The 12748-nt window shown below is 59.9% G+C and carries 12 protein-coding genes; 7 read left to right on the top strand and 5 right to left on the bottom strand.

Features of this window, described 5'->3' with window-relative positions; translation table 11 throughout:
• Positions 1-132 precede the first annotated feature (132 nt).
• Positions 133-1128 (top strand): malate dehydrogenase, encoded by a 996-nt coding sequence (locus tag ABIB48_RS08595; protein ID WP_354212758.1) that lies wholly within the window; start codon positions 133-135, stop codon positions 1126-1128.
• Between the two features lie 647 nt (positions 1129-1775).
• Here the strand turns inward: ABIB48_RS08595 and ABIB48_RS08600 are convergent.
• Both ABIB48_RS08600 and ABIB48_RS08605 read right to left on the bottom strand, forming a co-directional pair.
• Positions 1776-1985: a PLDc N-terminal domain-containing protein gene (locus ABIB48_RS08600; protein ID WP_354212759.1), complete on the bottom strand. Its 210-nt coding sequence runs from the start codon at positions 1983-1985 to the stop codon at positions 1776-1778.
• Between the two features lie 51 nt (positions 1986-2036).
• Positions 2037-2747 carry an NUDIX hydrolase gene (locus ABIB48_RS08605; RefSeq protein WP_110107269.1) on the bottom strand — a complete coding sequence of 237 codons (711 nt, stop codon included), beginning with the start codon at positions 2745-2747 and terminating at the stop codon, positions 2037-2039.
• Between the two features lie 82 nt (positions 2748-2829).
• On the opposite strand from ABIB48_RS08605, the gene ABIB48_RS08610 reads away from it, so the two are divergent.
• The 4 genes from ABIB48_RS08610 (at position 2830) to ABIB48_RS08625 (ending at position 6700) form a co-directional block, all read left to right on the top strand.
• Positions 2830-3510: a TetR/AcrR family transcriptional regulator gene (locus tag ABIB48_RS08610; RefSeq protein ID WP_354212760.1), complete on the top strand. Its 681-nt coding sequence runs from the start codon at positions 2830-2832 to the stop codon at positions 3508-3510.
• A gap of 10 nt (positions 3511-3520) precedes the next feature.
• Complete coding sequence (locus tag ABIB48_RS08615) at positions 3521-4474, top strand: ABC transporter ATP-binding protein (protein WP_110107271.1); 954 nt, start codon at positions 3521-3523, stop codon at positions 4472-4474.
• A gap of 8 nt (positions 4475-4482) precedes the next feature.
• The gene (locus tag ABIB48_RS08620; RefSeq protein WP_354212761.1) at positions 4483-6123 is read left to right on the top strand and encodes an ABC transporter permease; all 1641 of its coding nucleotides are present in this window, start codon (positions 4483-4485) and stop codon (positions 6121-6123) included.
• Between the two features lie 106 nt (positions 6124-6229).
• Positions 6230-6700: a hemerythrin domain-containing protein gene (locus tag ABIB48_RS08625; RefSeq protein WP_354212762.1), complete on the top strand. Its 471-nt coding sequence runs from the start codon at positions 6230-6232 to the stop codon at positions 6698-6700.
• Positions 6701-6766: 66 nt separating this feature from the next.
• Here ABIB48_RS08625 and ABIB48_RS08630 read toward each other — a convergent pair whose 3' ends face one another.
• From ABIB48_RS08630 to ABIB48_RS08640, 3 genes are all read right to left on the bottom strand, one after another.
• Complete coding sequence (locus tag ABIB48_RS08630) at positions 6767-8647, bottom strand: DUF2264 domain-containing protein (RefSeq protein WP_354212763.1); 1881 nt, start codon at positions 8645-8647, stop codon at positions 6767-6769.
• A 110-nt stretch (positions 8648-8757) separates the two neighbouring features.
• Positions 8758-9036 (bottom strand): DivIVA domain-containing protein, encoded by a 279-nt coding sequence (locus ABIB48_RS08635; RefSeq protein ID WP_354212764.1) that lies wholly within the window; start codon positions 9034-9036, stop codon positions 8758-8760.
• 56 nt (positions 9037-9092) lie between these two features.
• Positions 9093-11042 carry a penicillin-binding transpeptidase domain-containing protein gene (locus ABIB48_RS08640; protein WP_354212765.1) on the bottom strand — a complete coding sequence of 650 codons (1950 nt, stop codon included), beginning with the start codon at positions 11040-11042 and terminating at the stop codon, positions 9093-9095.
• A gap of 105 nt (positions 11043-11147) precedes the next feature.
• Between ABIB48_RS08640 and ABIB48_RS08645 the strand changes: the two genes are divergently transcribed.
• Both ABIB48_RS08645 and ABIB48_RS08650 read left to right on the top strand, forming a co-directional pair.
• Positions 11148-11573 (top strand): hypothetical protein, encoded by a 426-nt coding sequence (locus ABIB48_RS08645; protein ID WP_354212766.1) that lies wholly within the window; start codon positions 11148-11150, stop codon positions 11571-11573.
• A gap of 398 nt (positions 11574-11971) precedes the next feature.
• Positions 11972-12562, top strand: coding sequence for a hypothetical protein (locus ABIB48_RS08650; protein ID WP_354212767.1), 591 nt, complete (start codon positions 11972-11974; stop codon positions 12560-12562).
• Positions 12563-12748: the final 186 nt, after the last annotated feature.

Below are 12748 nucleotides of genomic sequence, written 5' to 3' on the forward strand. Positions count from 1 at the left end.
TCCCACTGTAGCAATGCTTGTACTGCCTCTGGGCAGCCATTGGCCACGTCTAGCGGCGAGGATAGCTACTCCCCTGTTACGTTTCTGTTCCGTTCCTGCCCCAGCGGGCACTGGCATGGCTAGACTGGCCCCATGAGTGCACATGCTTCCACCCCTGTTACTGTCACTGTCACCGGTGCTGCCGGCCAAATCGGTTATGCACTGCTCTTTCGCCTTGCCTCCGGAGCCATGTTGGGGCCCAATGTTCCCATCAAGCTGAATCTGTTGGAGATCCCACAGGCAACTCAGGCTGCCGAAGGCACAGCGTTGGAACTCATGGATTGCGCCTTCCCGCTTGTGGCGGGCATGGAGGTCTTTGACGATCCCGCCAAGGCGTTCGACGGCGTCAACATCGCCATGCTTGTCGGGGCCCGCCCGCGGGGGCCGGGCATGGAACGGGCAGACCTACTCTCTGCCAATGGCGGGATTTTCTCAGTCCAAGGCAAGGCCCTGAACGCTGGCGCCGCCGAGGATGTGAAGGTGGTTGTGGTGGGAAACCCGGCAAATACCAACGCACTCATTGCTTCTGCGCATGCACCCGACATCCCTGATTCGCGTTTTACGGCCATGACCCGGCTGGACCATGACCGCGCCGTGGCCCAGTTGGCCGCAAAAATGGACCAACCCGTGGCGGCCATCCGGAAGCTGGCCATCTGGGGCAACCACTCGGCCAGCCAGTACCCTGATATCACCCACGCCACCGTCAATGGCGTCTCTGCGACATCCCTCGTGGCGGAATCTTGGATTGCGGATGAATTCATCCCGCGCGTGGCCAAGCGCGGTGCCGAGATCATCTCGGTGCGCGGTGGTTCCTCGGCAGCGTCAGCCGCCAATGCCGCCGTCGAACATATGAGGTTGTGGGTGCAGGGTACTCCGGACGGTGATTGGACCAGTATGGCTGTCCCTTCCGACGGCTCCTACGGTGTGCCAGAGGGCATCATTAGTTCGTTCCCCGTCACCACACATAACGGTGAATACTCGATTGTGCAGGGTTTGGAAATCAGCGACTTCTCCCGCACTCGGATCGACGCCTCCGTTGCGGAGTTGCTGTCCGAACGGGACGCTGTAGCCCAGCTCGGCCTGCTCTGATCCGCGCCGCCCCAGCCAGGCCCCCGCCCCATCCGGGCCGTTACACTGCCGGGATTGACTGTAAAGGTTTTTGTTCCAGTGGCGGTTTCCAGCACCAGTTCGTGCCGGATCCGGCGGTTGTCGTGCCCCGAGTAGCCATTCCGGCTCCGGTTCCAGATCGGGTTTTGCACAATGCGGGGCAGCATGTCACCGAATTGCCGGGACCCTGTGGCCACAACAAGGCCCTGAACATCGTGCCGCGGCACAAAGTCCAGGATACCCACGGCGAGCCGGAGCAGGCCGTACAGCGTGAACACCACAAAGAAGATGGCTGCCGGAATGGCCAGCATGCGCAGCGTTCCTGCGATAGTGGCCAGCTCCGTGTCATCGCTGAGTTTGCCCCCGGCAATCCGTAGCGACCAGTACAGTGCAAAAATACCAATTGCCGTGTGAATCAATCCCTGCAGGGCCAGGCGGGCGGGCGACATGCCTGCCCACGGGCGCAGGGGGATACCCAGCATCCTGCCAGAGTTTTGGAGGTTCATGCTCGTCCCACTTTCTACAGCCGGAACGCTTAGTATACGAACCTTTCCCCAACTATTCTTAGCGCCTCGAAGTCGGCTTGGCCCACAGCCCTGAAACTGGGACGTGAGCTTAGCGTTCTGCCGCTATTTGCGGCCCTTGGCAAAGTAGGCGATGGGTCCGGCAAAGTTAATGAACGACGCCGCCACCCACCCCGCCTTGGGGCCATTGAGTTCCGCCGGGGTTCTTTTGGCGATGTCACGCAAGGCAGCAGCTTGTAAGGCCAGCTGCACAATTCCTGCTAGGACGATGACGATCTGGCGTCCCCTGCTCACATCACTCCATTTTTTCTTCATGCCTTCACACGCTTCCTTTTCTTCCCTTGGTTGTGCCAGCCGCTTATGCAGCTAGTTACTGTGTTCAAAGACCCAGGGCAGGCCAGTTATGGTGAGCCTGTGCCTGGCACCTGCGCCAACACCTGCACCATCCCGGAACCCTGGGTAGGCTTCGTCGCCCGCCCAAAGAACGCCTGACGGGCGGCTTCCATCCGGTGGCATGAGCCAATGGGTGTTATAGGACAATGCCGTATGTTCCCGCGCATCGGCGAGGGCCTGCTGGACGGAGGTTGCGCCGTCGAGGTTGTGCAAGGTGACCCAGGTTGGGGGTACCAGCTTCATCTCGCCCCGGGCGTGGCGGGCCAAGGCCTGCCCCGGGGTCAGCCACGCATGGCGCTGATGCTCGGCAGGGTTGAGCACAATTTGCGCAGCAGTGGCAGGAGCCAGCATGAACCAGGTCCGGAAACGGCGCGGAAGCGCCTGCATGGGCGTCCACTGCGAGAGCCAGATAAGCTCATCTGGGCGCAGTGCCTGCCCAGTCTCCTCGGCCAATTCACGTAGGCCGGCCACGCGGGCTGCTGTCAGCTCGTCCAAGGCCGCACCCGTTCGGTCCACACGGTCTTCCGGATCCACTTTCCCGCCAGGGAAAACCCAGGCCCCACCAAAGGAACTGCTGCTCGCTGGCCGTTCCAGCATCAGGGTCTCAAGGCCCAGTTCACCGTCACGAACAATGACCACGGTGCAGGCATCTTCCAACGGTGCAAGTCGCGCGTCTGTCTCCATGGAGACAGCCTATCTCTCCCAGTTTGGACTGCGCCGGATATACCCATTGCCGCGGACTATACATGCGAGTAGTCTGCTATTCATGAGTACAGCTCATGCAGATCTGACAGCTCGGGCACGGTTGCGGGATGCCGCAATTGAATGCTTCGCCGCACGGGGTTTTGCTGAATCCCTGCGTGCCATCGCCGCACGGGCAGGTGTCAGCGCCGGACTGGTGCGCCATCATTTCGGCTCCAAGGAGCAATTGCGCGCAGAATGCGATGCCACTGTCCTCAACAGGTACCGGAGTCTCAAAACCGAAAGCATGGACACCGCTCCCGCCCAGCTTTTCGCCCAGCTCCCCTCGTCTAGGGAGGCTGGCATACTCCTCCTGTACATCCTGCGCAGCGTCAGAGACGGCAGCGCAGCAGGTCGCGACTTCATTGAACAAATGATTGCTGAGGCACTTGTCTTGACTCGCAACGCGGTCAAGAGGGGGCTGGTCATCCCCAGCCTCGATGAGGAGGCTCGCGTCCGGTTCCTGACCTATCAATCCATTGGCTCGCTCATGGTTCAGTTCTCCATTCACCCTGACGCCGCGCTGGATGACTTTCAAGGGGTGATGGAACAGTTTTACGCCGACATCATGCTGCCCACGCTCGAACTCTATTCAGATGGCCTGTTCACCAACCGGGAGTACCTGGAGCAGTACCTTATCTATCGTGAGGCACATCCGCTCCCCCACCCACCCGCGGGCTTCGCGGAAGAGACCGCATCACCGTAAGGAACGAATCATGGCTGTAAATACTGTGGCCATTGAGGTCAGTGGCCTCCACAAGAAATTTGGTCGCACTACCGCGCTGGCAGGCCTGGACCTGCAGGTGGAGCAAGGCACAGTTGCCGGTTTCCTGGGCCCAAACGGCTCGGGGAAGTCAACCACCATCCGCATCCTGCTGGGACTTTTAAAGTCCGACGGCGGCAGCGCAACTTTGTTGGGCGGCGATCCGTGGCGTGATGCTGTGGACCTTCACCGGCGCATCGCTTACGTGCCCGGGGATGTGAGCCTGTGGCCGAACCTCACAGGCGGGCAGGCCATCGATATTCTCTCCCGCTTGCGCGGTGGCGTGGACAATGCCCTACGTGATTCCCTGCTGGAGCGCTTTGAACTTGACCCCACCAAGAAGGCCCGCAGTTATTCCAAAGGAAATCGGCAAAAAGTTGCCCTGGTTGCCGGGCTGGCATCCAACGCCGAGCTGTTGATTCTGGATGAGCCCACCTCCGGTCTTGATCCGCTCATGGAGCAGGTGTTCACCTCTTGTATTCGTGAGGTTAAGGCCGAGGGGCGCAGCGTGCTCCTCTCTAGCCACATCTTTGCCGAGGTGGAGAAGCTGTGCGATACCGTCACGATCATCAGAGACGGCAGGACGGTTGAGTCCGGGCGATTGGACGCGCTGCGCCACCTCCACCGGACAACCGTTTCAGTGGTCCTGGACCGGGACGCCGCAATTCTTGCGTCCGTGGCCGGGATTAACGATCTAGTGCTTGACGGCGCCAACGCCACGTTCACCGTGGGCGAGGCCGAGTTGGGCGCGGTGCTGCTGGCACTCTCGGCCTACGCTCCCCGCTCTCTTCTTTCAAGTCCTCCCTCGTTGGAGAATCTGTTCCTGCGCCATTACGCAGGCACGGGGCTCGGGGCCGTGGACGCTACGGCACCAGGGTCCACGAGCCAGATTGCGGGTGCACAATGAGTTCCGCCATGGTTGGGGCAGTACAGCCTCCTCGCGGCAGGGCCCGCTCGTTGACGGGCTCAGGCACCATGACAGGATTTCTGCTCTCTGTCCGGTTCATCCTGCGCCGTAACTGGCTGCAGCTGGCACTGTGGGCTGCCGTCCTAGCTGTCATGATCCCCGTGGTCTACGATTCCCAGCAGCAGGCCTTCCCTACCCAGGCTGCCCGCGATGCGTATGCCCAAGTGGCCAACACCCCTGCCGTGGCGGCCATGACAGGACTGCCCTATGCGGCCGGATCACTAGGCGGCATTCTGGTCATCAAGATCTGGATGACCTTGGCCGTAGCACTGAGTTTCGCCTCCGTTTTCCTGGTCACCCGCAACGGCCGGGCCGATGAAGAGACCGGGCGCAGCGAATTGTTAAAGTCCTCGGTCATGGGCCGCCATGCCTACAGCGCCGCCAACTATGTGGTGGCGGGTGCTCTGAGTATTGTCAGCGGCCTTCTCATCTCCTTGCTGTGCCTGTCCGTGCGGTTGCCCACGGCTGGTTCACTCCTCATGGGGGCTTCCATTGCCGGCACCGGGCTGGCCTTTGTGGGGTTGGCTGCCGTCTGTGGCCAGCTCAGCTCCACCAGCCGGGGCACTAACTCACTGGGTGTGGGGCTCATTGCACTGTTCTACTTCATCCGCGCGGGTGCTGATCTGCAATCCAACGGTGTTGACCCAGCTGCTTTGAGTTGGTTCTCCCCCATTGGATGGGCGCAAAACATGCGCCCCTTCGGGCAAGACACCTGGTGGCCACTGCTGGCCCTGCTGGCTCTTGCTGTTGGCGGTTGCGTCATGGCCTTGCGCATTGAAACGAACAGAGATCTTGGTATGGGCCTGCTGCCGGAACGCCGTGGCCCAGCCCGCGCGTCAGCCTTTCTGCGTGAACCCGTAGGCCTGGCGCTGCGCCTGCAACGCGGTAGCCTGCTGGGCTGGCTGGTGGGCGCCGTTGTTGCCGGAGCATTCTTCGGAGGTGTTGCCCAAGCCATGACGAACGCACTGGATCCCTCAAATGCCCTCGCCAAATCCTTTGTGGGCAGCTCATCGAGCATGCTCGACGGCGTCCTTGGCATCTTTGCGCTGTTCAACGGCCTCCTTGCTGGCGCCTTTGCCGTGCAAAGCCTCTCCACTGCTCGCAGTGAAGAAGAAGCAGGGCGCTTAGAGGCACAGCTCGCTGGGGCGCTTTCGCGCTACACGTGGCTGGGTGCCCACGTTCTTGTGGCCGCAGCCGGCTCTGGCCTGATGTTGCTGATTGGCGGTTACTTGGCGGGCGCATCCTCCAATGGTGCTGCCACCGGCAGCGCGATGGCGGGCGCATCTCTCGCCTACTGGCCGGCCGTGTTGTTGATGATGGGCGTGCTGCTTTTCCTCAATGGATTCCTGCCCCGTTTCAGTGTGAGCCTGACGTGGGCTGTGTATGGGATCTCTGTGCTGGTATCCATGTTTGGCGCTCTGTTCTCCTTGTCCGAGGCTGCCATTGCGGCCACTCCCTTTGGCGCAGTTCCACGGCTACCCGCCGAAAACTTCATGCTGCTACCACTGCTGGTCCTCTCAGTTCTGGCGGTGGCTCTGGCAATTCTGGGCGTCTGGCAATTCCGCCGCCGTGATCTGGCTTCTGAGTGATCTGGTTTCCGCCTGACTTGGTAACTGCGTGATGGCACAGCTGCCTGACGCCGGAGTAGCCTGAAGGAACACCAAGCTAGCTTCTCGGCTTCGTAACGGAGGAATTGTGGCGGCATTAACATTGGGCCAGGCCCTGGAACGCGAGCACCGCGAGATTGACGGCGGAATTGAGTCCTTCCTGGATGAGCTGGACAGCGGCGTCCGCGTGGATCCCTCACGGCTAGTCACGGCGTTGGAGAGCCTGCGGCGGCACATCTACTTGGAAGAAGTATTCCTCTTTCCTGACTTGAAAGCAGCCGGCCTGATGGGCCCCATCTTTGTCATGCTGCGTGAGCACGGCATGCTTTGGAGGCAGCTGGACGCCGTCACCGGCATGTTGGCACAGACCTCAGAAACCGAGGTGTTGCGCCATAGCTGTGCCACCTTGTTAGCCCTGCTGAGCGATCACAACGCCAAGGAGGAACCCATCATCTACACGCAGGCGGATGACATTCTCGGTGCCGTAGCAAGCGCTGAACTGCGTAAATTCCTTATACAAGGAACCATGCCGGAGGGCTGGGTCTGCAGCTCAGCTTGAGCTGGCGCCCGCCCCTTAGCTGCGCTGATCATCCCTCACAGGGCACCGTCCCCTGCCCCAGTGCTCCTACTCCCGCGCTTCCAGGTGAAAGCCTGCACTGAGGCGTTCACCATCCGGAGCCGTAACGCTCAGTGTGAGCACACCGTGCTGCTCCCGGATTTCCGGTTTCAGGGTGGATCCGTCCGGGGCCATGGCCTTGAGTAGTTTCACGACGGCGGGATCACCCGTGAGTACTGCCAGTGAGGCATGCACGGAGCGTGTTCCCGAGTGCTCACCCGACAACCACGGAACACTTGTCCGCTCCGCCATGGGGTTGCTGCCTTCCATGTTCTTAATACCGGAAACCGCGTAACCCGTCACTGGCAGCAAATAGCTGCGGAGATGACTATCTGCTGGTGCCGAGTAGCCGCCTTCCCGAAGGTGCGCCGATTGTGGTGCCGCTGATTCAACTACATGAACACGCAGTTCCCAGGGCCCGCGCATGGCAGTTGCGGAGGTAATTTGCCAGGGCGATTCCGTCTCCAGAGACTCGTTGCCCCACACTGGAGAATGCGCGCTGGTCAGGGTATCCGGCGTCGTACTTTCACGGCGGTGGATGGCAGTGCGGCGCGATGGAGCCAGCAGCACGTCCATGATGGCAATGTGGTTATCCAGTGGCGGGCAATATTCCGGGGCGGAGTGGGTGGAGTAGGCCAGCCGGGAGTAATGCGGGTCATCGCCGGCGACGATGCCGGGAAAGTTGTCACTGCCGTGGTTGGCCAGCCGGACCACGCCGTCGGCGGCCGTGCTGGAGAGCAGGAACCCGGGAGCGGAGAGGGTGCGCACGGAATCTGCTCGCTCTACGGGGGCGGAGATTTCGGTGGCAGTCCACACAGGGTGCCCGGCATCAAGCAATAGGCCCAAGAAACCCTTTGAGGTCCAAGAGGGAGAGGCCGGGCCGGAATAAATTTGTGTCATGGGAGCGAACGTACCAAACCAGCCACAGCTGAGCACGTTGTTCTCCCCGAAGGCCCCACCCTCGTTGAAGTAGTGCAAGGCGCCGCTGCCAATCCGCCGTGTGGCTCCGGGCGCCAGTGCGCTGACACCCATGAGTTCACCCAGCCAGAGCGGGGCGGTGGCGCCAAAACGGTACATCAGTGAGCGCCCTTGAAAGAGGGGCGCTCCGTTGGAACCGAAGAAATAGGAGAAGTCCTGCAGGTAGCGGCCTAGGCGTTCCTTGTAGAGGCCCGCCTTTTGCGCTGCAAGTTCAGGCACGCGAGAGGCCGCCATGAGCGTCCACAGGCAGGGGTACAGGTGCATGGCCCACCCCGCGTAGTAATCGAAACGCTGGCCATTACCGTCGCTATACCAGCCCTCACCCACATACCAATCCTCTATGCGGGCCAATCCGGCGGTGATGTCTTGTTCCTGAAAGTCCCGTCCTGTGGAGGCAATAAACTCCTGCACCATGACCTTGAACATGACCCAGTTGTTGTCCGGAATCTCAACACCTACCGAGCCGCCCAGCCAGCTAAGAACATGGTCCTGTTCCTCTTCTGAAAGCCTGTCCCAGAGCCAGCCGCGTGTCAGGTGCAGCCCGAGCACCACAGATGCGGCCTCCACCAGCGCCTGCCGTGTCACGTTGATGCGCGGCCACGCTTCAGGGGAGTCCGGATCGGTGCCGGCAATCAGGCCCATGCGGTAGAAACCGAGGTGACCGTGCGGATCTGCTCCGTCTTCGCCAGCAACCCGGAAGGCCGCGAGAATAAAGGTGCGAGAGAATCCCTCCAAGCCATCTGAGATCTCGCCGGACATGCTGGCGGTCCCTGGCAGATTGAAAAACGCGTGCTGTGCTGAGGCGAAGGGCCGTACCGCTTGAAGTTGAGCATCAGCAGCATCCAGCCAATGCTCACGCGTGTAGCCGGTTATGGGGCTCAAATCCCAGCGGGCCTGTGGCATGTCAATCATTCTCTGTCACCTTGCTGCGTATCGTGGAGGTTGGCGCTCCGGGCCTGCACCCGAAGGCTGCCACCAGTCTAAGGGAAAGGGCTTTCCCGCACGGTGGCGTCCAGCATGGATCAGTACTTAGTGGTATTTTTTTCGTACCCCCTAAGAGCAAACATGACCTTGTTCAGGAAGTCATCCACCTGATCCTGGTCATATCCGTCACGAAATCTCGTCGCCGAAAACCTCTGCTTGATCACGTCGTCGGACAGCAACTGTCCCGCACGTCCTGCCTCCCACTCACGCAGTGCATTCTCCGCAACGTCTAAGAATGCATCCACCTCAAGCACGTTATAGCCCTCGCGGAAGCGTGTGGGTTGAAATTTGACTTCGGGTATATCTGAGCTGCGCAAGTTTCTCCTTATGTAGTGGTTGTGTGCCTGTAGTGGTTGTGCGCTGTGCAATAACGCTATTTTGCTGCCAACAAAGCGGCTTTGGCCAGCGGGCCGCCGGTGATGGCACCCAGATCACCATCTTCCACAAAGACTGCCACGGCAATATCTCCCTGGGCGGCGATGACCCATGAGTGGGTACGTGGCGGATTTTCCGTCCCAAATTCAGCAGTTCCTGTTTTTCCGATCGCTTCAGCTCCTGGAAGATCCGCCAGAGTAGACAAATAGCCTTCAGTAACTACTGCCCTCATCAGGATGCGCAGTTCCCCTGCCTCTTTAGCGGTCAAGACCGCGCCCTCAGCAGACTTACTTTTGCCGTCATGGCCGTCTATCAATACCGGGGTCACCACAGTGCCCTTGACCATGGATGACATCATGGTGGCCATGGCTAGCGGCGATACCTGCACCTTGCCCTGTCCAATGAGTGAGGCTGCATGTTCGGTACCCTTGGAATCGCGCGGCACAACACCCATAAAGGCATCAAGACCCAGATCATTCTCCATGCCGATGCCCAAGGCCCCAGCCGCATCAGCCAGCTTTCCTTGCGAGAGCTTTTCAAACTGCGAAACAAAGGCTGTGTTGCAGGAGTGCGCAATGGCGGTGGTCAGCGAGACCTGGCCGAGCGCATCTGGCGCGTAGCCGGGTGCATTGAAGAACTTCTTGCCGTCGGCCGTAAACTCCGGGGTGCAGCTCACAATGGATTCAGGCCCCATACCCATGCGAATCAATCCCAATGAGCTTGCCATTTTAAACGTTGAACCTGGCGCGTACTGGCCCAAGAACGCCGTGTTGTAGCCGTTGCTATCGGGGCCATTAGCCGAGGCGAGGATGGCACCCGTGGATGGCCGCATGATAACGATCGAGCTAGGGGTTTTCACACTCTCCAGTGCCTGTTCTGCCGCGCTTTGCATCGCTGGAACCAGCGTTGTTTTCAGATCCTTGCCGTCCACCGGGTCAACAGCGAAGAGGATTTTTGGTGGTGCGTTGGGATCGGCTGGCAAGGCCCCGGGGCCGTCAGTTGCCCCAGCGGTGGCCGTACCTTCGGCTGCAGTTGCGGAAGCGGCGGGAACGGCACTGAGCGTAATGCCAGGGGTTCCGGATAGCTGAGCGTCGAAGGCAGCTTGCAGGCCGCCAGATCCCACTATCTGTCCGGGGATCACCTTGCCAGCAGACTTCTCAATATCTTCGGCAGTAGCCTCATGAACTGAGCCAAGAAGTGCCGAGGCGAAGGTGCGTGTTGGTGCCAGCGGCATGGTATCGCGAACCACGAGAATGCCTGGGACTGCCTTAAGTTTGTTCTGATCCAGTGCATTGAAGGCCTCCTCACGGAGGGTGATAGCGTCCACGAAGGCAACCGGACCGTAGGCCTTGACCTTCGCCACATAGACCGCTGCATCAATCTCGAGTACCCCGGCCAGTGCCTTGGCAGAAGCCTCAGCTTCTGCCCCGCTCAGGCCATCCTTGTTGATGCCCACAATGTGCACCGGCCGGTCCTTCACGATGGCTTCCCCGCCGGCGGAGAGAATATCTGCACGCTGCCCATTGGTGGTGCTGAGCTTGAACCGCTCACCAGCCTCAAGCTTAGGCTCCACCATTTCCGGGGACCAGGTGATGATCCAACTTTTCCCGTCCCGCTTCATGTCTGCACCGGTTGAGTAAGTCCAGGGTTTCGTAGTGTCCGGCAGCGTCCAGGTGTAATTCAGCGATACCCGGGCGGTGTCTTCGGAGAGTTCAACTCCGCTTACAGCCACCGTTGGCCATACTGGATCGATACTCTTGGCAAGCTCCGTTAGCACTTTCTGTACGTCCGTTGCTGGCTTGTCGAAACTCAAGTCCCCTACCGTATGAGATGCCAGTGCTTTGGCCAGTGCTTCGGCAGTGGAGGTGCCGTCATCAGGTGCCGAACAAGCACTCCCGCCGACGATGAGGACAAAGGCAATCAGTAAGATTTTAATGCGACGAAACATGGGTTCCCTGACGTAGATTGTGTTTGAGCTTACCGCTCCCCCTCACCGCATTCTGGAGCAGCAAGGTTCTTCGTCTGTTCTATCTGCTCGTGTAGTGTCGGCGACATGATCACATCGTCTCTCAGAGGCCCGGGCGTTCTTGCTAGGACGGCAACCGTTGTTGCGGTGGCCATCTCCATTGCAGCAGGATGGGCAGCCTTAGGCGCGTCAGCCGGTGAGATCGGCCCGCTACAGTCCGACGGCGCACCCGCAGATGTCGAGTTCTGGTCTCCAATCGGCTGGACTGCGATGCTGGCCGTCCTGCCTATCACGGTCGCCGCTTGGAAGTCAGTACGCTGGGGAGCCCTTGCACTGGGCGGTGCAACCGGAGTGCAGATAATCGTGGCTACGATCGTCATCGCGCGTTACGCAGCCTCAGACTTCAACAGTGGCGGACTCGAAGGCCTCATTTACCTACTCCCCCTCGCTCTGGGGGTCGGTGGAGCTACCAGCTCACTCATCGCTGTAATGATGCGCCGACAATTACGGTAGGGCAGTGCAGCATGGTCAACTTCACCACGCAATGTCAGCAGAACGATCATTATCGGGCGCAGCGCGGGCTTGGCGTCGGATCTGAGGCGTATTCACAAGCCAGCCCTCAAGCCCCGTCCCCCACCCCACCATCAGCGCTGTTCTTGCCACCGAACCGCAGATCTCTGAGCCCTGGCATACTCTACGAAGAGCTGTTCGAGACGTAACCTGTGGACTTTAATACACACACTGGATTAAGTGCCACATCATCATCTATGGTGAGTTAGTCAGTGCTTGGGGGCGTCAACATCTTAACAATGTTAGACGGGCAGACCGGGCATGAAACATGTCACTCATTCGGTCCAACTGCAAGGTCTCAGAAAATGCGCACTCCCTCATCACGTACACGTAGAATCAGCATGTATGCTGCCGCTCCCATCGCGATTTTGATCGCTGGCGGTATGGTCTGGCAAGGCTCTCAGGCCGCTTTCACGGCCTCCACCCGCAATGCGGGAAACTCTTGGAGCGCCGGCAACGTCACCCTCACCGATGACGACCTAGGTGCCGCAGCATTCACGGTAGAGAAGATTGTTCCTGGCCAGACCGGCCAAAAGTGCATCGTGGTCACCTCCAACTCCACCGTTCCAGGCACAGTTCGCGCCTACACACAGAATCTAGTCACTTCCAAGGGTCTAGAAGCCAAGATCTTCTTCGACTTGGAACAGGGCACCGGCGGCTCATTCAATGACTGCACCGGATTCACACCGACCGCCAACGATGTTCCGGAGCTTCCGTTGTCTCAGTTGGCCACCGTCAACCGTGACTTCGCCACCGGCGGTGCAGAGTGGGACACCTCAGGAACACCGGGCGAAACCCAAAGCTACCGCGGGACTTGGCGTTTCGACACCACCGGAATGAGCCAAGATGAAGTCAACGCCATGCAGGGAGCAGTGGTGAGCATCGACCTCGTCTGGGAACTCCAGTCAAACGATTCTCCGGTCATCCCGTAACCTGATAGCTCATAAATAGTGACCCGGGACAGGACCGGCTCTGTGCCGGGTCCTTCCTGGGTGGCAGAGCTTTTTGCTGCTGATGGTTGGTTGCGTTTTCTCGCCGCCTTAACCTCGCGATTGTATCTAGGCGTAATGCTCTGCCTTGCCTTTTTTGCGGTCCTGCCCGTCCTCTTCGGCTGGCAC

The sequence above is a fragment of the Arthrobacter sp. UYCu511 genome (assembly GCF_040547105.1).
In the GTDB taxonomy this organism is placed as follows: Bacteria; Actinomycetota; Actinomycetes; order Actinomycetales; family Micrococcaceae; genus Specibacter; species Specibacter psychrochitiniphilus.